Origin of the sequence: Brucella sp. IR068 (genome assembly GCF_049065885.1) — a bacterium.
GTDB lineage: Bacteria > Pseudomonadota > Alphaproteobacteria > Rhizobiales > Rhizobiaceae > Brucella > Brucella intermedia.
The window spans coordinates 219,654-244,759 of sequence record NZ_JBAKHE010000006.1 but is presented as its reverse complement, the minus strand read 5'-3'; the positions used below and the strand labels follow the sequence as shown (position 1 = coordinate 244,759).

Here is a 25,106-nt window from a genome sequence, read left to right as displayed (position 1 = left end):
GATCATTTATTCAGCAGCCTCCGACGCGCCTACGAACCCCTTGTCCTTGATGATCGCCTGACCGGCATCGCTTTCAAGGAAAGCGAGGAAAGCCCTGGCGGCGTCGGTTTCGTTTTTCGCTACAAGCGCCGCAGGGTAGAGGATCGGCGCATGACTGTCAGCCGGGAACCGATAGGCTTCGACCAGTCCGCGTGCCGCCGCACGGTCCGATGCATAGACGATGGCCGCCCCGACTTCGCCACGGCTGACATATTGCAGCGCAACGCGCACATTCTCGCCGAAGACCGCGTTCTTTTCGACATCCTTCCAGATATCGAGCTTTTCCAGCGCTGCCTTGCCGTATTTGCCCGCCGGGACATTCGAGGGGTCGCCCATGGCGAAACGACCGCCGCCCAAAAGCTCCTTGGCCTCGCCCTTCGGCGTGTCCTTCTGCGTTGCGATCACCAGCGCATTGCCTGCGATCACCTTGCGCGAAGCGTTGTCGATGGCACCAGCCTTTTCGACATAATCCATCCAATCGAGATCGGCGGAGATGAAAATCTGCGCCGGAGCGCCCTGCTCGATCTGCTTGGCCAGAACCGACGAAGAAGCAAAGGACGCGACCACTTCGGTGCCGTCCCGGGCCTTCATCTGCCTGGCGGCTTCCTCGATAACGTCTTTCATGCTGGCAGCCGCGAAAACGGTCACCTTTTCGGCAGCATGAGCAACCGAAGCGGCACCAGCAGCAACAGTGATGAGAAATGCGGCGATCAGTTTCTTCATGAATATCCTCCATATCACCTGCAACAGCAGGCAAACCATCATCCGCCGGAGAACCGGCGCTGTTTCTGTTGGGACATGAGAAATTTCCATGCCCTGACTTGCGATGATGGGTGTGATGGAGGCAAACGCGACCCGGATGCCGTCAAACCCTTGATGCACGGGCGTCCATGCAAAAGCCGCCCAAAATTCCGTAACGAATTCAGATCGTTCCGGAACCAGAGCCACCATAATGCGGTGAAACCCGTTTGACCAGCCCTATGAAGAGCGTGCGGCGTCAGCTACCGATATGTTTGTGCGCCCCGCGCTTCTCAGCAAGCTTTACCTGCTTCTGGCGCTCCGCATAACGGGCGCGATCTTCCGGCGTCCGCTCGTCATAGCAGCCGGCGCAGGAAACGCCTTCCTCGAAAAACTGCGAAAGCTTGTCTTCCGGCGAAATCGGGCGACGGCAGGCGCGGCAGAGCTCGACGTCGCTTTCAGCGAGGCCGTGGCCTACGGCCACGCGCTCATCGAACACGAAGCACTCGCCATTCCACATGCTTTCTTCACGCGGGACTTCTTCAAGATATTTCAGGATACCGCCCTTGAGATGGAAGACATCCTCAAAGCCCAGCCCCTTGACGAAGGCTGTCGCCTTTTCGCAGCGAATGCCGCCGGTGCAGAACATGGCAATCTTCTTGCCTTCGAGCTTGTCGCGGTTCTGCTCGACCCATTCGGGAAACTCGCGAAAAGTCTTGGTCTGCGGATCGATCGCCCCTTCGAATGTGCCGATGGCATATTCGTAGTCGTTTCGCGTATCGACCACGACAGTGTCTTCATCCGCGATGAGGGCGTTCCAGTCCTGCGGCGCGACATAGGTGCCCACGCTTTTCAACGGGTCGATGCCCTCGACGCCCATGGTGACGATCTCGCGCTTCAAGCGCACCTTCATGCGATGGAACGGCATTTCGCTGGCATGGGAGTATTTGAGTTCGGGCTCTGCCAGGCCGGGAATGGCCGTGATGTGCTGCACGAGCTTTTCAATCGCCTGGGCTGTGCCCGCAACCGTCCCGTTGATGCCTTCCGCCGCCAGAAGCAGCGTTCCCTTGATGCCATTCGAGCAGCAAAGCTGAGCCAGCGGCTCGCGCAGGCTCTCATATTGCGGCAGCGGCGCAAAGCAATAAAGGGCGGCAACGGTGAAAGGCAAATTGCTCATCGGTTCTGTCTTCTTTGAAAATTCACCTCGCAACTAATCCCCGCAACCGGCGAATTCAAGTCAACTTTATCCTCATGTGTCGAAGTCGCCCCAAAATCGGCCTCTCAGATCAACTTTTCGAGGAGCAATAAATGTTCGACAGCCAGACGATTGCAGCCCTGACAATGATGGCGAAGGAGGCGAAAATCGAACCGGCGGCCTTGCTGGCGATCGCGGAAGTGGAAAGCGGCGGTCGGGCGCTTCACAACGTCAATGGCGGCAAGGAACCCACCATCCGGTTCGAGGGTCATTATTTCGACCGCAGGCTTTCCGGACGCTTGCGCGATTACGCAAGGAGCAACGGCCTGTCGGCGCCCGTTGCAGGCCGGATACGCAATCCCAAATCGCAGGGCGAACGCTGGCTTCTGCTTGAACGGGCGATGGGCCTGAACAAGAAGGCAGCGCTTGAATCCACCTCCTGGGGGCTGGGACAGGTCATGGGCGCACATTGGGAATGGCTTGGCTATGCGACCGTTGACGATCTTGTGGCAGAGGCACGCGGGTCGGTTGCCGGGCAAGCGCGGCTGATGCTGCGCTTTATCGAAAAGGCGGAGCTTCTTGAAGTGTTGAAAGCCCGCAACTGGCGCGAATTCGCCCGCCGCTATAATGGCCCTGCCTTTGCCCGTAACGAATATGATAAGCGGATGGCCGAAGCCTATCAGCGCTGGCAAAAACAGCTCGACACGCTTAAAAGAGCCGCATGAACCAGGAACTTTCGGTGGTGGACAAACCGCCGACAGGGATTTAAATCGATTTATCCACTCAAACAGCCGAGCAAGCCGATGTCCCAGAAAACCGATCTTCTCGTTCCCATCATGACAGGCCAGCCGGTCATTCCGGTTTTGTTGATCGACAGGGTAGAACATGCTGTTCCGCTGGCACGCGCGCTTGCCAAGGGCGGGTTGCCCGCTATCGAGATCACCTTGCGCACCGCTGCGGCGCTTGACGCCATCCGTGCAGTGGCGTCGGAAGTGCCGGAAGCAATCGTCGGCGCTGGCACTATCCTCAACGCCAAGCAATATGAGGATGCGGCAAAGGCGGGTTCGCGCTTCATCGTCAGCCCCGGCGCGACCAAATATATCGTTGCAGCCGCCAATGACAGCGACGTGCCGTTGCTGCCCGCAGCCATCACGCCGAGCGAGATGCTGGCGCTGCGCGAAGAAGGCTACACCCATCTGAAATTCTTCCCGGCTGAACAGGCTGGCGGCGCATCGTTCCTGAAGGCGTTGTCCTCGCCGCTCGCTGGAACGGTCTTCTGCCCAACCGGCGGCATCAGCCTCGCCAATGCAAAAAACTACCTGTCACTGCCGAACGTTGTCTGCGTCGGCGGCTCGTGGGTTGCACCGAAGGAACTTGTCGAGGCAGGTGACTGGGATGCGATTACCCGGCTTGCGAGCGAAGCGGCTGGCCTGAAAGGCTGAGCGAGCCCAAACGGGAAAATAAAAAGGGGCCTTCGGGGCCCCTTTTCTTTTGCTTTGTTTCGATCTGACCGACGATCAGTTGGTTTCCGTGAACTTGGCCACCGTCAGGAAGGTAACGGCGTTGCCGCTGAACTGGTTGGCGCGTTCGGTCGGCAGATTGCCGCGCTGGAAACCTGCCGTGTAGACCATGGCCGGTGCGGACCGCAGCGCATCGTTGCGGAGGACCGGGTTTGTCACGGGCACGGCGCTGGAAACGGATTCCGCCGACAGGGCAACTTCCGAAGTCGGCATTACGGCAGGCTGAACCACCGCACGCGGCGTGGATTGGGCCTTGGCGATGTAGCGTCCGCCCTTTGCTGTGGCGCGAACGCCCGTCTCGGCAGCCTTGCCAATCGCTGCGACCTTCTTCTGGACAGCGGCGGAAGCCGTAGCAGTCGCCTTGGCTGACGCGGTGCGGGCCACAGAAGCCGTCTGCACAGCTGCCGGCGCCTGCTTCGGTGCGGCGTCTACAACCGGCTTGCTGTCATAATAATCGTCGGAAGGCGGTGCGATCAGCTCACCGATCTCATCCTTCTTGGAAAGCAGGGCAAGCTGCGTATTGGCGCGCGGCGCTTCCTTCGGCAGCGGGAAAGCTGCCGTTTCGCCCGGCTGCGGCACTGCCACAGTGCCAGCATCGGCGACCTGTGTCGGTTCGTTCTGCTCGCTGTTGACCAGTGCGGCAATCGCATCCTGGCCGCTTGCGGCAGGTTTTTCGCCCGGGCGCATCGGACGTGCTGACGGGATCACTGCGGCGGCGAGCTGCATATTATCCGTCTCAAGCTGCGGACGGGCCGACGGCACCGGCACAAAACCGTTCATCAGCGGCGAAGGCGTACCGGCATCGGCAACCTGAACCGTGTTCGCATCCACGGCGGCGCGGGCCGCGGCAGCAGCATCGGCGGCCGGTTCGGCTGCGGCAAGCGCCACGGCATCCTGCGGCGCCATTGCCGGCTTGCGAGCCGGTATCGGAACATTGAGCGCGGCCACCGGAACTTCGGCTGCGGCCTGCGCCTGGGCATCGAGCCCGGCTTCGGGACGCGGCGCCTGCATCGGCACCGGAGCCTCACGGGCGGGCAAGGCGGCAATCATCGTTTCACGCGGCTGCTGGACCGGTTCTTCCGGAACCGCCGGAGCTTGACGCGCAGGCACTGCGCGGGCAGGACGTGCGGACGCCGGTGGAGCACTCACCTCACCGCCGCTTTCCTCTTCTTCGTCGGCACCACCACCAAACAGCGCACCGAACAGGCTCTTGCTGCGGCGTGGGGATGTATTGCTGGCCACCATGACCTCGCCGCCACCAGCCTTGCGCCTTTCGATCATGGCCAGTGCCTGCTCATAACCGGGCAATGGCTTGCCATCGGCGGGAAGGTGAGCGGTTTTGCCATCCGGGAACAGCGCGAGCAGTTCGCGGCGGCTCATGCGCGGCCAGGAGCGGACATTGCCGACATCCATATGGACGAAGGGCGAACCGGAGCGCGGATAATAGCCGACGCCGCCGATCTGGTAGCGCATGCCGATGCCGCGCAGCTTGGCCAAGGGAACGCCGGGAATGTAGAAGTCCATCGCGCGGCCCAGCATGTGCTGGCTCTTCTTGGCAACGCCGGTGTTGGCGGAACGCGAACGCAGCATGGCGTTGGTTGCCGGCGAACGATAAGCGGAGACGACGGTGATATACTGGCTCGAACCGGTGGAGCGATAAACCTGCCAGATCAGGTCGAACAGGCGCGGGTCCATCTTGGTCGGCTCGTTACGGCGCCAGTCCCGCAGGAAAACATTCAGCTTCTTCAAGCCCTGCGCATCGAAGCGACCATTTCTCTTGAAGACGATTTCGGCCTTTTCACCGGTATGAACGTAATAAAGCTTGAGAGAGCGGGTTTCAGCCGAAGCCTGCGAAGGAGACAGCGCCAGGACAACCGCAGCGACGGCAAGGGCAGACGGAGCGGACACAGATACCTTCATCGTGGCCTTTATTCCGGTCCAAACCTTCGCAAAGCGCGCTTTAATGGTCGATATGCTGTTCATCGAATCGTATCGCCTTACCGTTTTCCGCCCCCAGAGGCATTCTCCAGGCTTCCCTCGGGGCTTTCTTTGTGGTGCCACAAAAAGCCTGCGTCCCAGTTCCGCTTGAACTCCGATTGTCGGATTTAATGGTTAATGGACGCTTAGTGAACAACAAATGAGGAAACACCATGGCAAAAAAGCCACACACGTGCATCTATTTTCGCCATGGTTAAAAAATTATTAACAGTCTTTAATTCGCAACAGTACCTGCGAGGACCGACAGTATGTCTATTATAAATGACTGAAATTCAATATGTTAGGCCGGATCAATCAGCCCGCAACGCGGTTGAAAGGGGTGATACCGGCCTCTTCCTCGGCGCCTGATCCCTTGCCGGAAATCGACGCCACATCGATGCCATATTCCTTCAGCTTCCGGTAAAGCGTGGTTCTTCCGATACCCAGACGCCGGGCCACTTCACTGATTTGTCCGTCATAATGAGCGATGGCGAACCGGATCATTTCCTCCTCGGCTGCGGCAAGCGTGCGAACCTCGCCCGCTCCGTCTATTCCACTGAACAGACCGGCCGAAGTCACGCCTGGATCCTGATCGACAAGGTTGAACCGGGCGGAGTGCTGTGCAGGCCTCATGGCCTCGCTGCCCGCACCGATCTGCGCGAAATCACCCGCTGTCAGCTCGCCAGTGTCGCAGAGGATCACCGCACGGTAAACGGCATTTTTCAGTTCCCGCACATTGCCGGGCCAATGATAGGCCTTCAGCTTTTCCAGCGCGTGGGTGGTGATGCCGGTGATATGTCCCATCCGCTCTTCGCTGACAAAGCGCATCATGAACTGATGCAGCAGGATCGGAATATCTTCCGGACGATTGCGCAGGGGCGGCATGGCTACCGCAAAGGAGCCGAGCAGATGGTAGAGCCCGGCATGAAAACGTCCCATATCGACGAGATCGGCCAGCGGACGGCTGTTCGACGCCATGATGCGTGCATTGGAAAGCGTGCGCTCGCCGCCGCTTTCGAACTGGCCCGATTGCATTGCGGCAAAAAGCTTGATCTGCGTGTGGCGGGGCAGCGCGCCGACTTCGTCAAGGAAAAGCGTGCCGCCATCGGCTTCCGCAAGCTTTCCGAGGCTGCGCAGGGCATCGCCATCGCGACGGTCGCGCCGTGCTGTCGAAACGCCGAAAAAAACCTCGTCGGCATTATCCACCGTCAGGGTGCGGCAATCGACGGTCACGAAAGGGCCGCGCCAGCGGACACTGCCGCTGCAAATGGCGCGCGCCAGCGTCTCCTTGCCGCTGCCAGGCTCTCCCTCGATCAGAAGCGGCGCATCCAGCGCCGAAGCCCGACGCGCCAGAATGCCGACACGCTCCATTTCCGGGCTCTTGATCGCCATGTCGGAAAGCGTCAGATGAGCCTTCAGAGAGGAACGCGCGCGGCGGATTTCCTGCGTCAGCGCATCGATCTTCAACACATTGGAAACGGAAACCTGAACGCGCTCAAAGGCGATCGGCTTGGTCACGAAGTCGACCGCGCCCATTTTCATGGCCTGGAGAACCGGCTGGAGATCATCGTTCTGGACGAGAACGATCACCGGCACGCTGTTTCCGGCTTCACGCATGCGCCGCAAAACGGTCAGGCCATCCATATCGGGCATGGAAAGATCGAGCAGCATCAGCACAATGTCCTTGCGCTGGCTGACGAAGCTGAGTGCGCTGGCCCCGCCATCCGCCAGGATGGTCCGATAGCCCATGCGCATGACTACCGCTTCCAGATTGCGTCGTTGGATCGGATCGTCATCCGCTATGAGAATGCGCGTGGCCATTAACCGTTATCATTACCTATGGAGTTCCCGCGCCCGAAATACTTAAACAGTTTAAATGTCTCATATTTCTAGGCGCGTTATTTGGTGCCAAGCCTTCAGCGAATGCAAGGTACTAAAATGTGCCTCGGTGTCCCATTTCACAAAATTTGTATCCTGAATCCACTCTCTTCTTCAACCATCTGCCTGTCGAGCGGCCTGATCGGAGGGCCATCACAAATGATCGAAGCCCTTTTCCCACCTCTTGGCGATCCTGACAAGACGTGCGAGAAGGAGCCTGACAGAGCGGCTCCGGTCAGCGCCGGATCGTGGAGCCGCGCTCTCTCTTTGTTTGTATGCATTATCCTACGAAAAGCCGCTTCGCACTTTTTCTGGAAATGCTCTTGGAGAATGTTCATGACCCGTTTTTCAGAATCCGTTTTCTTCAACAAAGCTTCGCATGGGCCTGCCGGCGATGCGGCTGCGGCCGAAAAGGCTGATCTCGGCAACCTTCCGGAATGGAATCTGGGCGATCTTTATCCGTCTGCCGACAGCCCGGAACTGAAAAACGATATCGAAAAAGCCATGAAGGATGCAGCGGCCTTCGAGGAGCGCTGGAAAGGCAAGCTCGGAGACGAAGCGGCCAAGCCAAATGGCGGCAACTTTGCCGATGCGATCAGGGAATTCGAGGCTCTGGATGAGCTGATGGGCCGTATCGGCTCTTTCGCCGGCCTCTATTATTACGGCGACACCACAGACCCGAAGCGCATGAAGCTTTTCGGCGACACGCAGCAAAAGCTGACCGACGCCAGCACGCATCTCATTTTCTTCGGCCTCGAACTGAACCGCATCGATGATGCCGTTCTGGAAAAGGCTATGAACGACAATGCGGCAATCGGGCATTACCGCCCATGGCTGACCGATCTGCGCCTGGACAAGCCTTACCAGCTCGACGACAAGCTGGAGCAGCTCTTCCATGAAAAATCGATCACCGGCTATAGCGCCTGGAACCGGCTATTCGATGAAACCATGTCGGGACTTCGCTTTGAAATCGACGGCAAGGAACTCAGCATCGAGCCGACCCTGAACATGCTTCAGGACGCCGATGGCGCTGTGCGCAGGAAGGCATCGGAAGCGCTGGCAAAGACTTTCGCAGCCAATCTTCGCACTTTCACGCTGATCACCAACACGCTAGCCAAGGACAAGGAAATCTCCGATCGCTGGCGCGGTTTTCAGGACATCGCCGACAGCCGCCACCTTGCCAACCGCGTGGAGCGCGACGTTGTGGATGCGCTGGCAAAGGCGGTGGAAGACGCCTATCCGCGCCTTTCGCACCGCTATTACGCCCTGAAAGCCAAATGGCTCGGCCTTGAAAAGCTTGAGAACTGGGATCGCAACGCACCATTGCCGGAAACGCCGCAGGCCCTGATCCCGTGGGACGATGCACGCGAAACGGTGCTTTCCGCCTATGGCAACTTCGCGCCGGAAATGGCCGAGATCGCGAAGAAGTTCTTCGACAAGAACTGGATCGATGCGCCGGTCCGCCCCGGCAAGGCTCCGGGCGCATTCGCGCACCCGACGGTTCCGTCGGCGCATCCCTATGTGCTGCTCAACTATATGGGCAAGCCGCGCGATGTGATGACGCTGGCGCACGAATTGGGCCACGGCGTGCATCAGGTTCTGGCGGGCAGCCAGGGTGCTCTGATGGCTTCAACGCCGCTGACGCTCGCTGAAACCGCATCCGTGTTCGGCGAAATGCTGACTTTCCGCTCGCTTCTGGAGCGCACAAAGGACAAGCGTGAACGCAAGGCCATGCTGGCCCAGAAGGCCGAAGACATGATCAACACGGTCGTGCGCCAGATCGCCTTCTACCAGTTCGAACGTCGCGTCCACACCGAGCGGCGCGAAGGCGAGCTGACGGCTGAGCGCATCGGCGAAATCTGGATGGATGTGCAGCGCGAAAGCCTTGGCGATGCCGTCAATCTCAATCCGGGCTACGAGACCTTCTGGACCTATATCCCGCATTTCATCCACTCGCCGTTCTATGTCTATGCCTATGCTTTCGGTGACTGCCTGGTGAACTCGCTTTATGCGGTCTACCAGAACTCGGAAAAGGGCTTCCAGCAGAAGTACTTCGACATGCTGAAGGCTGGCGGCACCAAACACCACAAGGAATTGCTGGCGCCATTCGGCCTTAATGCGAGCGATCCCGATTTCTGGAGCAAGGGCCTGTCGGTGATCGAAGGTATTGTCGACGAGCTTGAAGCCATGGAAGACTGAGGCGACAGTGACCCGAACGGGTAACAAACCGCTCATTCTCTTTCGGGACGACAAGGCGGGCCGCGACGTGCTTTTCGCGGCCCCTTCATCGATCATCCGTGCCGACACGCCGGATGAATTCGAGCCTGCATGGGATGCAATGCAAGAAGCGCACGAGGCCGGAAGATGGCTTGCGGGCTATCTTTCCTATGAAGCGGGCTATCTTCTCGAACCCAAGCTCAAGCCGCTCCTGCCCGAAGGACGCAAGGCGCCGCTTCTCTGCTTCGGCGTATTCGACGGCCCATCCGATGAACGGATGCACGGTCGCAGCGAAGACAACGCCGCCTCACTGGCCACCTTCCTGCGCAATCCGGTCGCGCAATGGTCGTTCGATGACTATGCGCCGCGTTTCAAGCGCTTGCACCAGCACTTACGCGAAGGCGATTGCTATCAGGGCAACCTCACCTTTCCCGTCCACGCGGAATGGGGCGGCCATCCGCTGATCCTGTTCAACATGCTTGCGAAGCGTCAGCCGGTTCGCTACGCGACCTATTGCGATCTGGGCGGACCGATCATCCTGTCGCGCTCGCCTGAACTTTTCTTCGAAGTCGATGGCGATGGATGGATCGAGACCCATCCGATGAAGGGCACCATGCCGCGCGGTGCCACGCCTGAAGAAGACGAGCAAAACCGCCAGTTCCTGTTGAACGACCCGAAGAACCAGGCCGAGAACCGCATGATCGTCGATCTTCTTCGCAACGACATTTCGCTCGTAAGTGAAGTAGGCTCGCTCGACGTGCCGGAACTTTTCCGCGTCGAAACCTATCCCACCGTCCATCAGATGATCAGCCGCGTGCGCGCCCGTCTGAAAGAGAACTTGCCGCTGCGCTCGCTTTTTGCCGCCCTCTTCCCGTGCGGGTCGATCACCGGCGCGCCGAAGATCAGCGCCATGGAAATCCTGCGTATACTGGAGACCGGGCCGCGCGACATCTATTGCGGGTCGCTTGGCTGGATCGAGCCGGGCGGACGTATGCGTTTCAACGTTGCCATCCGCACGATCTCGCTTCTGGATGAAAATCGTGCGATCTTCAATGTCGGGGGCGGTGTGGTCTTCGATTCCACGGCGCAAGCGGAGTACGAGGAATGTCTTCTGAAAGCACGGTTCGCGGCACTGTCGAGCCACAAGGGGCGCAAGCCGTGACGATTGAACCCGCTTATCAACTGATCGAAACGATGCGCTCGGAACCGCTCTCCGGCATTCTGCGTTTCGATCTGCACATGGCGCGCCTTGAGAATTCCGCCCGTGAACTCGGCTTTGCCTGCAATATGGAGGCCATTCGGCAGAAGGTTGCGGAAGCCGGAGCTGGCGAACAAGCCTTGAAACTGCGGCTGACGCTCGCTCCGGATGGTGTCGCCACTGTCTCGAGCGCTCCCTACGAACCGTTGCCCTCCCAGACGATCTGGCGGGTTGCGATAGCCCGCACGCATCTCAATCACAACGACCCCCTGTTGCGCCACAAGACGACCCGGCGGCAGGCCTATATCGCGGCTCGCGAGGAATATTCGCCCGCAGAGATTGACGAAGTCATCCTGCTCAATGATCGTGGCGAGGTCTGTGAAGGCACGATCACCTCAATATTTCTCGATATCGGCGGCGCAGCCTGCATGACGCCCGCGCTTTCATGCGGTCTGCTCGACGGGGTGCTGCGACGTGAATTGCTGAACGACAACGTGGTTGAAGAAGGTATCGTGACCGTCGAGACGCTGAAAAACGCGCGCAACATTCTTGTCGGCAATTCGTTGCGCGGCATGATCCGCGCAAAGCTTGTCGACCTCTGAAATCCTAATATCCATTAAACATGTATTGATGTCATAGCCTTGTGACGTTTCTTTCTTTCTATGAAGTTGTGTTATCGTTCCGGCACATCAGCTAAAGCGGGTGATAACCTGACCGCAATTCTGCGGCATCTGAGAGGAAGAAAATGGCGAAAGCGAAATGGCAAGTCTATGGCGAGATAACTGGCCCTGTCATCATGATCGGCTTCGGGTCGATCGGGCGCGGTACCCTGCCGCTGATTGAACGTCATTTCAAATTCGACAAATCCCGCATGGTCGTGATCGATCCGAGCGAAGCCAACCGCAAGATCCTCGACGACAAGGGCATCCGTTACCTCAAGGAAGCGATCACCAAGGAAAATTACAAGAAGATTCTCGGTCCACTTCTGAAGGGAACGGAGGGCCAGCCCTTCGTCGTCAATCTTTCGGTCGATACCGGATCACTCGATCTGATGCGCTACGCCCGCGAGCATGGCGCGCTTTATATCGACACGGTGGTGGAACCCTGGCTCGGCTTTTATTTCGATGAGAAAGCCGACAACGCCTCGCGCACCAATTACGCGCTGCGCGAAACAGTCCGCGCTGAAAAGCGCAAGAACCCCGGCGGAACGACCGCGGTTTCCTGCTGCGGCGCCAATCCGGGCATGGTTTCCTGGTTCGTCAAGAAAGCCCTTGTCGACCTCGCGACCGATCTGAAGCTCGATTTCACCGAACCGGCGGCGGATGACCGTCACGGCTGGGCGAAACTGATGAAGAAGGCTGGCGTCAAGGGCATCCATATCGCGGAACGCGACACCCAGCGCGCCAAGGAGCCCAAGCCCTTCAACACTTTCTGGAACACGTGGTCCGTCGAGGGCTTTATTGCCGAAGGCCTGCAACCGGCGGAACTTGGCTGGGGTAGCCACGAAAAATGGATGCCCAAGAACGCCCGCAAGCAGAAGAAGGGCAACAAGGCCGCGATTTTCCTCGAGCAGCCCGGCGGCAACACCCGCATCCGCACCTGGTGCCCGACGCTCGGTGCGCAATATGGCCTGCTCGTCACCCATAATGAAGCAATTTCCATCGCCGATTTTTTCACGCTGCGCGACAAGAAGGGCAAGCTCGACTTCCGCCTGACCTGCCATTACGCGTATCACCCCAGCAACGACGCCATTCTGGCGCTTGACGAAATGTTCGGTGCGGGCGGCAAAGCGCAGCCGGTGCAGCACGTTCTGGAGGAGCATGAAATTCTCGATGGCAGCGATGAGCTCGGCGTGCTGCTTTATGGCCACGACAAGAATGCCTATTGGTATGGCTCGCAACTGACCGTCGAGGAGGCGCGCAAGCTTGCGCCCTATCAGAACGCAACCGGCCTGCAGGTTTCCTCCGCCGTTCTGGCTGGCATGGTCTGGGCACTGGAAAATCCGCAGAGCGGGATCGTCGAGACGGACGAAATGGATTACCGTCGCTGCCTTGAAGTCCAGATGCAATATCTGGGGCCCGTGAAGGGCTATTATACCGACTGGACGCCGCTGGAAGGTCGCGGCCACCTGTTCAAGGAAGATCTCGATACCAAGGACCCATGGCAGTTTCGCAATATTTTGGTGCGTTGATTGAACCGGCCCGGTTTCGACCGGGCCATTCCATGAGGATATGCGTCTGTCCTTCTCTGCCCGCAACATGACGAGGCTGATTGCAAGCCGGTTTCCCGATCTGGTGGCTCTGATCTGCGGGCTACTTGTTCTGCCCTGGATTCTGGGCGTCCCCGGTCACCCTGAGCCAATGGTACGGCTTGGATGGACAATCGGACTGATCTCGATTGTCATCTATCTCGTTCTTTATCAGATATCGAAATCCCTTGCATCCAAAGCCTCGTTCAGGAGCAATATTGCGGCCGGTCGCTATCTCCACCGCATGCTTGCAACGTCGTCGGTCATCGCAACCGTCATTCTGGCGATATCCGTCATGCTCGTTTTGGGGTCGTAATCGCGAAGCAGAAGGACCCGGCGCACCCTTTGCCCGGCGCGGCGATCTTGCATCATTGCTAACAAATCGACAGGCCCGGCACCTATTCCTCGCAATGAGGACTTGTTTTCGTGCAAGTTTCCATACATCAAACTAATCATCCCGAGCGGTCCCATCAGCACGGTGTCGTTGATACCGCTCTAAATATCTGGTTACGCATTTCAGATGCCAGCTAAGCTATGGTTCTGGCTCGGAATGCTCTAATGGAGAGCATGGATATGAAACGCTTCCGCATCATTGCCCCTCTTGCAGTCATGTCGCTGGCGTTGGCAGCGTGCGAAACGACTGGACCGGTCGGCGGCAATGTCCCGGTCGTCTCCCGCGCGCCGGCTGGCATCGAAGGCAGCTGGGTCGATCCCAACGGCATCGTTTCGTCCTTCAATGGCGGCATTTTCGAGACTCGCGCCACCGACACGAACGAAAAGCTTGCCGAAGGCAACTATCGTTACCAATCGCCACAGCTTGTCGAAATCGACATGCGCTCCATCGTGCGCGGCACCTCGTCGAAGGTAAACTGCGCCCTCGTCTCGCCGACGCAGCTGAACTGCACGTCCTCGTCGGGCTCGCGCTTCTCCCTCACGCGTCGCGCAGCCGGTTAAGCAGCGGATATTTCGCGTAAATCTCGAATATTGACGGCGCGGGCAACACCCGCGCCGATAGAATTTCGCCAGCGGCAATTGTCAGGATTGTAATTTGTCTTTTTTTCTCTAGTTTTCCGGCTGAACAGGAGTCGGACGATGAGTGAGATGGACAAAGTGCAGGAGAAGCCCAACCAGACAACCAGACCGGAGGCGCAGGGAAAACTGCCGAAAGTTGGTGTTCTGCTGGTCAATCTCGGCACGCCGGATGGCACGAGTTATGGCCCGATGCGCCGCTATCTGGCCGAGTTTCTCTCGGATCGCCGCGTCATCGAATGGCCGCGCCTCATCTGGTTCCCGATCCTTTACGGCATCGTTCTCAACACCCGCCCGAAACGGTCTGGCAGGCTTTACGACCGCATCTGGAACCGTGAGAAGAACGAATCTCCCTTGCGGACCTACACCCGCGCACAGGGTGAGAAACTGGCCGGGGCGCTCGCTGAATACCCCAATGTGGTGGTGGATTGGGCGATGCGTTACGGCCAGCCGTCCATTGAAAGCGTCACCGACCGTCTTCTGGAGCAGGGTTGCGAGCGGATTGTCATGTTCCCGCTCTACCCGCAATATTCGGCGACGACCACCGCGACGGTGAACGACAAGTTCTTCGAAGCGCTCATGAAGAAGCGCTTCCAGCCAGCAGTGCGCATCGTGCCATCTTATGAAGCGGAACCGGTCTATATCGAGGCGCTGGCACGTTCCATCGAGAAACATCTGGAAACGCTTTCCTTCAAGCCGGAAGTGATACTGGCTTCCTATCACGGCATTCCGAAAAGCTACTCGGACAAGGGCGATCCCTACCGCCAGCAATGCCTTGAAACATCACGCTTGCTGCAGGCACGGCTGGGTCTGGATGACAGCCAGTTTCGTTCCACCTTCCAGTCGCGTTTCGGACCTGAAGAATGGCTCCAGCCCTATACGGACGAAACGGTGGAGGAATTGGCCAAGCACGGAGTGAAGTCGATGGCCGTTCTCAATCCGGGGTTCGTTGCCGACTGCCTGGAAACGGTGGACGAGATCGGCAACGAAGCAGCCGAAGAATTTCTTGAAAATGGCGGCGAGAATTTCAGCCACATTCCTTGTCTCAATGACGGCGAGGACGGCATGAAAGTCATCGAGACGCTGGTGCGTCGCGAGTTGCAGGGTTGGGTATAGATTGAAGAGAGTAAGGCAATAGGGCAGTAAGGCAGTATGTTCTGATCTGTGCTAGATTCCGCCTACTGCCTTATTGTCCTACTGCGCTATTGCCTTAAGGAAAAACAATGACCGGTTTCGATATCACGTTACTCATTCTGGCCGCGCTGGTTCTGGCGACACTGTTTGCCGGCATCAAGACCGTGCCGCAGGGTTTTAATTATACGGTCGAACGGTTCGGCCGCTATACACGCACCCTCAATCCCGGCCTCAATCTGATTGTGCCGTTTTTCGACCGCATTGGCGCCCGTCTCAACATGATGGAGCAGGTGCTGGATGTCCCAACGCAGGAAGTCATCACCCGCGACAATGCCATCGTCGGCGTCGACGGCGTGGCATTCTATCAGGTGCTGAATGCGGCTCAGGCGGCCTATCAGGTCGCCAACCTGCAATATGCAATCCTCAACCTGACCATGACGAACATTCGTACCGTCATGGGTTCGATGGACCTCGACGAGCTTCTTTCCAACCGCGATGCGATCAATGACCGCCTGCTGCGTGTCGTCGACGAGGCCGCCCATCCGTGGGGCATCAAGATGACCCGCGTGGAAATCAAGGATATCAATCCACCGGCAGATATAGTGACTTCAATGGCCCGCCAGATGAAGGCCGAGCGCGACAAGCGCGCGCAGGTTCTGGAAGCGGAAGGCGACCGCAACGCGCAGATTCTGCGCGCCGAAGGCCAGAAGCAGTCGCAGATTCTCGAAGCAGAAGGCAAGCTGGAAGCGGCCAAGCGCGAGGCGGAGGCACGCGAGCGCCTTGCCGAGGCCGAGGCGAAAGCCACGACCATGGTTTCCGAAGCTGTCTCCAACGGCAATGTGCAGGCGCTCAATTACTTCGTCGCGCAAAAGTACACCGAAGCCCTGAGCAATATCGCGAGCGCCAAGAACCAGAAGGTCGTATTGATGCCGCTTGAGGCAAGCTCCCTCATCGGTTCGCTCGGCGGCATTGGCGCAATTGCCAGGGAAGTCTTTGGCGACGGCAACCGGCCGGTCGATCCGACACCGCAGTCGCCAGCCCCGTCCCGCCCACGTAGCGTTCCGCCAGCAACGCGCTGAAACCAGGAAAGAGGGCGCCATGATTATTGAATTTCTATCCGGTCTCGGCATATGGAACTGGCTCGTCTTCGGGCTGGTCCTGCTCATTCTGGAAATTCTGGCGCCCGGTTTTTTCTTCATCTGGTTCGGGCTTGCGGCTCTCGTGACAGGCGGCCTCGCCTTTCTCCTGTCTTCAACGGCGGCATTCGGCTGGCAGTTTCAGACCGTGGTGTTCCTTGTTCTGGCTGTCATCTTCGTGCTGGCGGGGCGCCGTTTGTTCGGCTCGCGCAGCACCGATGCCGACGAGGCCTTCCTCAATCGTCGCGGGGAGCAGTTGGTCGGCCGGCGCGCCACATTGACGGAACCCATCATCAACGGGCGTGGACGTATCCGTATCAACGATACGATGTGGCGTGTGAAAGGACCCGACCTGCCAGCCGGCACGAAAGTCAACGTGATTGCCTTCGATCCGCTGTCGCTGGAGATCGAAGTTGCCGAGTAAGACGGCACCGGCGTGTATCCGCCCGTCGAAATGCACTACGACTTGACGGTGCGATTAAGCATCTCCGTGAAATAACCGTGGAGATCGTTGTTCGCCTGCCTTTCGAACTGGAGACGTTCCCGTTCGATCTGGGCTTCTTTCGGCGTCATGTCGAAACGCGCACGAAAGCCGCGCAGTAGTTGGTTACCGCTCGAAAACCCTAAACTATAGGCAATCTGGCTGACCGAACGGGACTGCTTGGACGGCTTGGTCAATTGCTTGAACGCTTCATCCAGCCGCCGGTCGCGAATGATCTTCGCCACGCCGCCATCCTCTGCAAACGCACGATAAAGATGGGAGCGCGAAACCCTGAGCTTTTGCTGGATATGCTCGGGAGACAGCTCCTGCTCACCAATATTCTGATCTATGAAGGCCAGAACTCTCTGACGAAGAGCTATGCTCATGGAAGGGTAATCGTCCAGGGACTCGGGCGCGTCCCCTTTCAGGGCTCCCGCCAGAAGCGCGATCAGTGCTTCCTCCGATGCGAGAACCTCCACCGGCGAAAGGGAGTGTTCAAGAGACCGTATCCCCTTGACGTAGGTTGTGATCAGTCGGGTCATTGGCTGGTCCCGGCGCAGGACGACCCCGTGGAGGCTGCGTGGCCCGACCGCCTTTTCAAGATCGCGCCGGGAGATTGCAAGCGAAAGCCTGGAACCCGCAGCGGCCTCGCTCTTGAAGGCCTTCGCAAGGTCAAGAAAACAGATATCGCCAACGTCAGCGTGCACGCCGAGACCATTGAAATCGCCGTTCATCTTTCCCGATGTAAAGACCTGGATAAGATAATAATCCAGACCGCTGTGCACGATCGTGCGGTGATCGCGGATATATCTCTGGCTGTTGAACGATGTCGACCCGATTATCATCGAACCCAGCGGACGAGAACTTATCGTTCCCTCCAACGGTTCCTTGCTGTCTGGTGAAAGTGGTGAGGTGTCGAATACGGGCCGAGTCGCCTCGCGCCAGAAATCACTGCGCGCGTCGACTTCCACCATAGCGGTCGAGATAAAGGTTTCGTTACTCATTGCCCCTGCCATCATGCAATGCGCCGCCAAGACACCGATAACAGACCGTAACGCCAGCCGACGCTCATTCCCGGCGCGGGATGAGAGCAAAGCCTTCGTTCGCACGCGTGACCGCTAAAACTACAAATAGCGGGCACTTATTTATGCAAGCGCAGGCACGTTAAAGCACACTCGTGAGATAAAATGAAGAATAAAATGAGACGTCACGTCGTGAGAACTTCTTCTAACTGATACAATTGCTTGTTTTGTTATGAGATGAAATCCAAGGACACCCAACCGAGCGAAACGCTTTCGCTTAATGAGGGAGGTGTCACCGCGGGCAACACGACAGCCGAGGTTCGGCACAGACAATCAACCGGACACCCACAACGTCTTATCCACATACAATGAGGACTAGTACAAATGATGCAAAGGCGAGCCTTTAAAAAGTTTACGTCCATCGCCGCAGCCTGCGCCTTGATGCTGGGAAATGTAATTCCGGCAGCTCAGGCGTGCACCGGCATCAGGTTGATCGCGGCAGACGGCAGTGTCGTTTACGCACGAACCCTCGAATTCGGCCTCGACCTCAAGTCAGAAATCATGATGGTGCCGCGTGGCTTTTCGCGCACCGGCACCACCCCTGACGGCAAGGGCGGCCTGAAATGGACTGCCAAATACGCATCTGTCGGCATGAATGGAGCGGGCCTGCCCGACCTGTTCGATGGCCTGAACGAAAAGGGACTGGGTGCGGGAATGTTCTATTTCCCCACTTCCGCAGGTTATATGCCCTATACGGCTGAGGTTTCTGACCGAACAATTTCCCAATGGGAATTCGTGTCTTATGTCCTCGAAAATTTTGCTACCGTTGATGAAGTTAAAGAAAATATCGGGAATATCGTGGTAGCGTCCTCGGTATTTTCCCAATGGGGCTTTGCCCCGGAAGCACACTATATCGTGCATGATGCTACCGGTAAAAGCATCGTCGTTGAATATGTCGGCGGCAAGCTGAATGTCTATGACAATCCCCTCGGCGTTATCACGAATACACCGGGCTTCGATTTCCATATGAACAATCTGCGCCAGTACACGAACTTTTCCATGACGGGAAAGCCTTCGATCAAGCTCGGCTCGGTTGAAATTGTCCCGACGGGTCAGGGCTCGGGCATGCTTGGCTTGCCCGGCGATTTCACGCCGCCATCGCGCTTCGTTCGCGCGGTTGCATTCTCACAATCGGTATTTCAGCCAAAGACAGAACAGGACGCCGTCCTGCAGGTCTTCAAGATTCTCAACCAGTTCGACATTCCTAGAGGCTCGTCGCGAGACGGCGAAAAGGATGCGAACGGCAATGTAATGGCTGACTATACGATCTGGACAGGCGCCAGCGATTTGAAGAGCAAGCGCTACTTCTTCCGCACTTACGACAACAGCCAAATCCGTTCTGTTGATCTCATGAAGATGGATATCGACGGGAAGGACATGGTGAAAGTGTCGATCCAGGGCGATGAGAAGATCGAGGACGTTACCCCCGCAGGCCGTCCCTGATCTTGGAACCATCGTCGCCCCGTCGGCTTGCTGGCCGGGCGACGAATGCGGATAGTTCCCAAAAATGAGCCTCTATGAGGCTCGCAAATCGACCTTCACGCAATCCGGCTATCGTTTCGATGGCCGGATTGCGGGCCGCATTGGCGCGAAAATAAACGGCTTGAACGCCTTGTCAGGCTGCGCCTATCCGCAGCAGATCGTGGAAATGCACGAGCCCGATCGGGCGACCGGCCTCGACGACGATCAGCGCACCGATGTGATTTTCGTTGATCGTATTGAGGGCTGCGGTCGCCAGCATGTTCTGGTCAACCGTCTTCGGCTTGCGCGTCATGATTTCATCGACCGACAACGCGGCAAGGTTGCGGCTCAGATTGCGCGAGATATCGCCATCCGTGACAATGCCGGCCAGATCGCCGCCATCATCCACAACCACCACGCAGCCAAAGCTCTTCTGGGCCAGTACCTTCATCGCATCGGGCATGGAGGTGCCCATCTTTACCAATGGCAGGCGCTCGCCCCGATGCATGATATCGCGGATATGGATCAGACTTGCACCCAGGGAGCCGCCGGGATGAAAAGTCTTGAAGTCGCTCGGGGTAAAGCCGCGCGCTTCCAGCAGCGCAATTGCCAGCGCGTCGCCGATCGCGAGCTGCATCATCGTCGAGGTCGTGGGCGCCAGACCATGCGGACAGGCCTCGGCGGTCTTCGGCAGCAGCAACACGACATCCGCCGCGCGGCCGAGGGCCGAATTCTCGCCTGCAGTGATCGCGATCAGCGGAATACGGAAGCGCTGCGAATAATTGACAATGCCCTTCAGTTCCGCCGTTTCGCCCGACCATGAGATGGCCAGAATGACATCATCGCGGCCGATCATGCCGAGATCACCGTGATTGGCTTCTGCCGAATGCACGAAAAATGCCGAGGTGCCGGTGGAGGCAAAGGTGGCCGCAAGCTTGGAACCGATATGGCCGCTTTTGCCGACGCCGGTCACGACCAGGCGTCCGCGCGAAGCGACGATTAGCTTCACCGCTTCGACGAATGGGGCGGAAAGGCCATTGTTCAGCGCGTCTTCCAGCGCGGCGAGACCCGCATTTTCGGTTTTTATGGTACGCAACGCTGACGCGATGGCCGCTTCTGCGTTTGCCGGAGGGGTGATCTGATCGAGCTTTTCCATGGTCGCAAGGGTTAGCTTCTTCGCAGGCGCTTGTCCAAACATTTGTGTGGCCGGAACCGTCGTGATGCGGGCCGCAGCAACCAAGAATTAACCATGTGCCTTTACCGTTCATCCACCACGTTGCGACGGTTTGAAAACACGACATGCTTTTTGCCAAGGCCCCATCTGGCGGTTCGACGCCCATTGCCCGCAGGCTGCGATGCCTGTTTTTGTCGGGCGTGGCGCTGGCACTTTGTCATAATTCTGCATTTGCCCAGGAAGCCTATCTGCGCGGAAGCGTTGCTGAGGACGTGCTTTCAGCCTCTTCGCCGGAGACACTGGCAAATCGCGGACTTGCCGCGCCGGGAAATGATGACGGCGCTGGCGAGACGACCTACAACGACAGTTACACCCCGCTTGAAAACACCACGGCGGCTGACCCCGCCACTACAATCCAAACCGTTCCAACGGTTCCCGTGCCGCAGGACCGCCAGCCCATTCCACCTGACAACATGCGTGTCGGCTCGGTCGATACCGAAGCGGGCGAGGAAACGGGCCGGGCACAGCGCGAAAACCTGCGGCAGTTGCCCGAGCAGGGGCGCGGTTCTACACAGGACGCCGATCCGTTCGCACCGCTCGGCATTCGCACCGGTTCGTTTGTCCTGCGACCGTCGCTCGAACAGGGTATCCGGGCAACCACCAACGGTGACAATAGCGCTGCCGGTTCCAGCGCCGTTCTCAATGAAACAACATTGCGGCTCAATGCGCAGTCGGACTGGGCGCGCCATCAGGCAACGCTCGACGCATCGGGTACGTGGTCCAAGTCCATTTCGGGAGAAGACGTTTCCGAACCGCGCGTTGATATTCAGGGTAAGCTTCGGCTCGATCTCGGCGACCAGACGACGGTCAATACCGGTGCCGGTTATCAGTTGCGTCGTGAAAGCGCGTCCAGCCCGAATGGGGTGGTCGGCGCGCTGCAACGCCCGCTGGTTCATACCATCAATGGAAGTCTCGGCATCGAACGCGATATGGGCCTGCTCTTCGGCAGCGCCACGGGGCGGGTCGAGCACAATATCTATGGCGACGCCGAACTGTCGTCCGGCGGCACTGTCAGCCAGAAGGACCGCGACAACACCTATGCCAGCATTACGCTGCGCGGCGGCTTCAGCCTGTCGCCGGCGATCAAACCCTTCGCGGAAGTCGAATTGGGCAAGCGCGTCTTCGACGAGAAAGTGGACAGCAACGGCTATGAACGCAGCGGATCGCAGTTCGCACTGCGCGGTGGCCTGATGCTCGATATGGGCGAAAAGCTGAGCGGCGAGTTCGCTGCCGGATACATGCGCGCCAACAGCGATGATTCCCGTCTCGGCGACATCAGCGGTCCGTCTGTCAATGCTGCGCTCAACTGGTCACCGCTGCGCGGAACCGATGTGCGCCTTTATGCCCAGAGTACGGTCGATACTTCCACCACGCCGGGTATTGCCGGGTCGCTCCTGCATTTCGCAAGCCTGGAGGTGAGCCGCCGCATACGTTCCGACCTTAGCCTCAATGGCAGGCTCGACGCGAATATCCGGCAGAACAAGGACGGGACCGGCACCGACTACACCCTCGGCGCGCAAATTGGTGCAACCTACTGGATCAACCGGTTCGTCGGACTGGATGCGCGCCTGCGTCACGAATTCCTGACGAGCCGGATCTCCGACCGTGAATATAAAGCCGACAGCGTCTATCTTGGCGTAAAAGTTCAGCGCTAGAAAAGAGAACGGCATCCCTTCCGGGATGCCGTGTCGTGGTGCGTTCAGGCGAGCCAGAACAGCAAACAGGCGATGCCGAATCCCAGAAGCCCTATAAGGGTCTCCAGAACTGTCCATGTTTTCAGCGTCGTCTTCACATCCATGTTGAAGAAACGTCCGACCAGCCAGAAACCGGAATCATTGACGTGGGACAGCATGACAGAACCTGCGGCAAGGGAGATCACCATCGCCGCGGTTTCAAGCCCGTGATATCCGGCAGCCTGAACCGCAGGCTGAACAAGCCCGGCAGCAGTGATCAGCGCCACTGTCGCCGACCCTTGTGCTACACGCAGAATCGTCGCGAGCAGGAATCCCGCCACGATGACGGGCAATCCCGTATTCGCGAACGCGGTGGACAAGGCATCGCCAATGCCGGAAGCACGCAGGACGCCGCCGAACATGCCGCCTGCTCCCGTGATCAGGATGATGGAGCAGACCGGGCCCAGCGCAGAATCGAGAATGCGTTCCACGCTGGCTGCATCCGTGCCGCGCCGTGGTCCCAGTACGTAGGAAGCCACCAGCACCGAAATCAGGAGAGCAACCGGCGTCGATCCAATCATGCGCGCCAGCTGATACCAGTTTGCATCGGCGTTGACCCAGCCTTGCGCGCGGGCGAAGTCGAGACCCGTATTGATGAAAATGAGGACCAGCGGCAGAAGAAGAAGCAATACGACCAGACTGGAACTCGGAGGGTTCGCCGCCTCTTCCACGTCCCTCCCGGCATCGAAATTGTCGGGGATGGGAAGATTGATTCGCTTGCCGATCCACGCACCGAAAAGGTGCCCGGCGATAAACCAGACCGGGATGACGACGACGATCCCGACGAGAATGAGAAGCCCCACGTCAGCGCCCAGAAGCTCGGATGCCGCTACCGGACCCGGATGCGGGGGCACGAAAACATGCATCACCGAAAAGGCTGCGGCAACCGGGATACCATAGAGAAGCAGGCTTCCCTTGAGGCGCCGCCCGACCGTGAAGACCACTGGGAGCATCACGACCAGCCCCGCGTCGAAAAAGATCGGAAAGCCGAAAATCAGCGATGCGATGCCAAGCGCCATGGGTGCGCGTTCTTCGCCGAACCGTCGGATGAGATCATCGGCGAGCGCCTGCGCGCCGCCCGATATTTCAAGCAAACGGCCCAGCATCGCGCCAAGGCCGACCAGAAGCGCCACCCCGCCAAGGGTAGATCCGAAGGCCGATGTGATGGTGGTCAGGATGTTGCCCGCCGGGATGCCGGTCGCGAGCGCCGTTAAAAGGCTGACGATCACAAGCGCCACGAAAGCATGAACGCGAAACCGGATGATGAGCAAAAGCAATAAGAGGACAGCGCCAACCGCTATCGAGATGAGCGCACCCGCACCCATCGTCTGCTGGAATTCCTGCATGCTTTATTCCTTATGTGGGGAGGAGCCCGTTTATCATTGCGCCCAAAAGGTGTTTCACACTTTTTGGGATGCATACTAGGCAAAATACCTACTATCGTCGTCCGGAAAAGCAAATTTCACGAAATAGTGCTCCAATCACAAAAAACGCCCCCTTTTCAGGGGGCGCGACCAGAGTCCAGACCGGATTTAATCACGCTGGCTTGATTGTATTCAGCAGATGGCCGATCGAGCCTTCTACCGAGGGGCGAATATCGTTGCGCCACAAGGCGAAAGCGACATTGGCTTCGATGAAGCCGGCCTTGGAGCCGCAGTCGAAGGTGAGACCCTGATAATTGAAGCCGAAGAATTTCTGGGCGTCAGCAAGCTTCAGCATCGCATCGGTCAGCTGGATTTCATTGCCGGCACCTTTTTCCTGCTTGCTCAGAAGCTCGAAGATTTCCGGCTGCAGGATGTAGCGGCCATTGATGTAGAGATTGGATGGCGCTGTGCCCTTGGCTGGCTTTTCGACCATCTGCGTGATCTCGAAACCGCTGCCGATGGTTTCGCCCTTGCCCACGATGCCGTATTTATGCGCCTCTTCCGGATCGCATTCCTGCACGGCAACGACATTGCCGCCGGTCTTTTCGTAAAGCTCGACCATTTCCTTCAGGCAGCCCTTCTTGGACTGCATGACCATATCCGGCAACAGCAATGCAAACGGCTCGTCGCCGACGAGTTCGCGCGCGCACCAGACCGCATGGCCAAGGCCGAGCGGCACCTGCTGGCGCGTGAAGCTGGTCGTCCCCGGCTGCGGCTGGATATCCTGGAGATGCTCCAGTTCCGCCGTCTTGCCGCGCTCGGCGAGCGTGGAATAAAGCTCCACCTGCGCATCGAAATAGTCTTCGATAACTGCTTTGTTGCGTCCGGTGACGAAAATCAGATGTTCGATACCAGCTTCGCGCGCCTCATCGACTACATACTGGATGACGGGCTTGTCGACGACCGTCAGCATTTCTTTCGGGATCGATTTGGTGGCGGGCAGGAAACGGGTGCCAAGACCTGCGACAGGGAACACGGCCTTGCGAATTTTTCGGATCGAACTCATTCCTCTCCTCGATTTCACTATTTCAGATTTGCTATCAAAGCATTGAAACGACTGAATTTCAAATAAGGCCTTTTCATTAAAGAACGACGAAATTGCGGGACCGATCCCATCACATTCAATGACCCGCCCTTAATGTTGCTTGATTCAAAAATTTTTCGAAACTTCGGGCAAATTCTTACCTGAATCGGCGATGGTAAACCAATTGCTAACCGACAGGTTCTAATTTGAACGTTCAACGGTTCGACCAGGAATTTTCCGCTGGCTCAAATTCAACACAGGATGGTATTAATTGATTAATGCAATCCGGGGCGAGCAGAATCCAGGTCGAAGGGAAACGCGCCGGTATCGGCTAAATTTGATTGCAGAAGGGAAACAC

At 58.1% G+C, this 25,106-nt stretch carries 21 protein-coding genes; 13 read left to right on the top strand and 8 right to left on the bottom strand.

Translation table 11 applies throughout. The features are described from left to right. Positions 1 to 6: 6 nt before the first annotated feature. On the bottom strand, positions 7 to 762 hold the full coding sequence (gene modA / locus ACOWVS_RS12675; protein WP_031346098.1) for a molybdate ABC transporter substrate-binding protein: 756 nt from the start codon (positions 760 to 762) through the stop codon (positions 7 to 9). Positions 763 to 1,036: 274 nt separating this feature from the next. After that, positions 1,037 to 1,954 (bottom strand): rhodanese-related sulfurtransferase, encoded by a 918-nt coding sequence (locus tag ACOWVS_RS12670; RefSeq protein WP_021585306.1) that lies wholly within the window; start codon positions 1,952 to 1,954, stop codon positions 1,037 to 1,039. 131 nt (positions 1,955 to 2,085) lie between these two features. Here ACOWVS_RS12670 and ACOWVS_RS12665 point away from each other — a divergent pair, with 131 nt between their 5' ends. Beyond that, positions 2,086 to 2,697 (top strand): N-acetylmuramidase family protein, encoded by a 612-nt coding sequence (locus ACOWVS_RS12665; RefSeq protein WP_021585307.1) that lies wholly within the window; start codon positions 2,086 to 2,088, stop codon positions 2,695 to 2,697. 78 nt (positions 2,698 to 2,775) lie between these two features. Further along, entirely contained in the window at positions 2,776 to 3,414 is a 639-nt protein-coding gene (locus ACOWVS_RS12660) for a 2-dehydro-3-deoxy-phosphogluconate aldolase (RefSeq protein ID WP_025091773.1), read from the top strand. Positions 3,415 to 3,489: 75 nt separating this feature from the next. Here ACOWVS_RS12660 and ACOWVS_RS12655 read toward each other — a convergent pair whose 3' ends face one another. Then, positions 3,490 to 5,475, bottom strand: a complete 1,986-nt coding sequence (locus ACOWVS_RS12655) for a DUF882 domain-containing protein (protein ID WP_021585309.1) — start codon at positions 5,473 to 5,475, stop codon at positions 3,490 to 3,492. A gap of 309 nt (positions 5,476 to 5,784) precedes the next feature. Continuing rightward, the gene (locus tag ACOWVS_RS12650) at positions 5,785 to 7,290 is read right to left on the bottom strand and encodes a sigma-54-dependent transcriptional regulator (protein ID WP_021585310.1); all 1,506 of its coding nucleotides are present in this window, start codon (positions 7,288 to 7,290) and stop codon (positions 5,785 to 5,787) included. A 393-nt stretch (positions 7,291 to 7,683) separates the two neighbouring features. Between ACOWVS_RS12650 and ACOWVS_RS12645 the strand changes: the two genes are divergently transcribed. From ACOWVS_RS12645 to ACOWVS_RS12605, 9 genes are all read left to right on the top strand, one after another. Continuing rightward, positions 7,684 to 9,546 (top strand): M3 family oligoendopeptidase, encoded by a 1,863-nt coding sequence (locus tag ACOWVS_RS12645; RefSeq protein ID WP_021585312.1) that lies wholly within the window; start codon positions 7,684 to 7,686, stop codon positions 9,544 to 9,546. 7 nt (positions 9,547 to 9,553) lie between these two features. Further along, positions 9,554 to 10,726 (top strand): aminodeoxychorismate synthase component I, encoded by a 1,173-nt coding sequence (locus ACOWVS_RS12640; protein WP_063621271.1) that lies wholly within the window; start codon positions 9,554 to 9,556, stop codon positions 10,724 to 10,726. Continuing rightward, on the top strand, positions 10,669 to 11,364 hold the full coding sequence (locus ACOWVS_RS12635; protein ID WP_036592432.1) for an aminotransferase class IV family protein: 696 nt from the start codon (positions 10,669 to 10,671) through the stop codon (positions 11,362 to 11,364). The genes ACOWVS_RS12640 and ACOWVS_RS12635 overlap by 58 nt, the downstream gene beginning before the upstream one ends. A 143-nt stretch (positions 11,365 to 11,507) precedes the next feature. Next, positions 11,508 to 12,953, top strand: coding sequence for a homospermidine synthase (locus ACOWVS_RS12630; protein ID WP_021585315.1), 1,446 nt, complete (start codon positions 11,508 to 11,510; stop codon positions 12,951 to 12,953). A 40-nt stretch (positions 12,954 to 12,993) separates the two neighbouring features. Next, a complete protein-coding gene (locus ACOWVS_RS12625; protein ID WP_021585316.1) occupies positions 12,994 to 13,326 on the top strand; it encodes a hypothetical protein in 333 nt (110 codons plus the stop codon). A gap of 257 nt (positions 13,327 to 13,583) precedes the next feature. Then, positions 13,584 to 13,964 (top strand): outer membrane lipoprotein Omp10, encoded by a 381-nt coding sequence (omp10, locus tag ACOWVS_RS12620; protein WP_006473350.1) that lies wholly within the window; start codon positions 13,584 to 13,586, stop codon positions 13,962 to 13,964. A 138-nt stretch (positions 13,965 to 14,102) separates the two neighbouring features. Beyond that, entirely contained in the window at positions 14,103 to 15,155 is a 1,053-nt protein-coding gene (gene hemH, locus ACOWVS_RS12615) for a ferrochelatase (protein ID WP_031346101.1), read from the top strand. A gap of 107 nt (positions 15,156 to 15,262) precedes the next feature. Beyond that, positions 15,263 to 16,252 carry an SPFH domain-containing protein gene (locus ACOWVS_RS12610; protein ID WP_021585319.1) on the top strand — a complete coding sequence of 330 codons (990 nt, stop codon included), beginning with the start codon at positions 15,263 to 15,265 and terminating at the stop codon, positions 16,250 to 16,252. Positions 16,253 to 16,271: 19 nt separating this feature from the next. Then, complete coding sequence (locus tag ACOWVS_RS12605) at positions 16,272 to 16,733, top strand: NfeD family protein (RefSeq protein ID WP_063621269.1); 462 nt, start codon at positions 16,272 to 16,274, stop codon at positions 16,731 to 16,733. Positions 16,734 to 16,768: 35 nt separating this feature from the next. Here ACOWVS_RS12605 and ACOWVS_RS12600 read toward each other — a convergent pair whose 3' ends face one another. Beyond that, on the bottom strand, positions 16,769 to 17,794 hold the full coding sequence (locus ACOWVS_RS12600) for a helix-turn-helix domain-containing protein (RefSeq protein WP_245670754.1): 1,026 nt from the start codon (positions 17,792 to 17,794) through the stop codon (positions 16,769 to 16,771). A 402-nt stretch (positions 17,795 to 18,196) separates the two neighbouring features. On the opposite strand from ACOWVS_RS12600, the gene ACOWVS_RS12595 reads away from it, so the two are divergent. Then, positions 18,197 to 19,315 carry a linear amide C-N hydrolase gene (locus ACOWVS_RS12595; protein WP_063621267.1) on the top strand — a complete coding sequence of 373 codons (1,119 nt, stop codon included), beginning with the start codon at positions 18,197 to 18,199 and terminating at the stop codon, positions 19,313 to 19,315. Positions 19,316 to 19,487: 172 nt separating this feature from the next. On the opposite strand, the gene ACOWVS_RS12590 is transcribed toward ACOWVS_RS12595, so the two are convergent. Further along, positions 19,488 to 20,489 (bottom strand): KpsF/GutQ family sugar-phosphate isomerase, encoded by a 1,002-nt coding sequence (locus ACOWVS_RS12590; protein ID WP_063621283.1) that lies wholly within the window; start codon positions 20,487 to 20,489, stop codon positions 19,488 to 19,490. Between the two features lie 143 nt (positions 20,490 to 20,632). Here ACOWVS_RS12590 and ACOWVS_RS12585 point away from each other — a divergent pair, with 143 nt between their 5' ends. After that, positions 20,633 to 22,222, top strand: a complete 1,590-nt coding sequence (locus ACOWVS_RS12585; protein WP_063621264.1) for an outer membrane beta-barrel protein — start codon at positions 20,633 to 20,635, stop codon at positions 22,220 to 22,222. A 44-nt stretch (positions 22,223 to 22,266) separates the two neighbouring features. On the opposite strand, the gene ACOWVS_RS12580 is transcribed toward ACOWVS_RS12585, so the two are convergent. Both ACOWVS_RS12580 and galU read right to left on the bottom strand, forming a co-directional pair. Further along, positions 22,267 to 23,646: a GntP family permease gene (locus tag ACOWVS_RS12580; RefSeq protein ID WP_025091787.1), complete on the bottom strand. Its 1,380-nt coding sequence runs from the start codon at positions 23,644 to 23,646 to the stop codon at positions 22,267 to 22,269. A 190-nt stretch (positions 23,647 to 23,836) separates the two neighbouring features. Next, positions 23,837 to 24,730: a UTP--glucose-1-phosphate uridylyltransferase GalU gene (gene galU, locus ACOWVS_RS12575; protein WP_021585325.1), complete on the bottom strand. Its 894-nt coding sequence runs from the start codon at positions 24,728 to 24,730 to the stop codon at positions 23,837 to 23,839. Between the last annotated feature and the right edge of the window lie 376 nt (positions 24,731 to 25,106).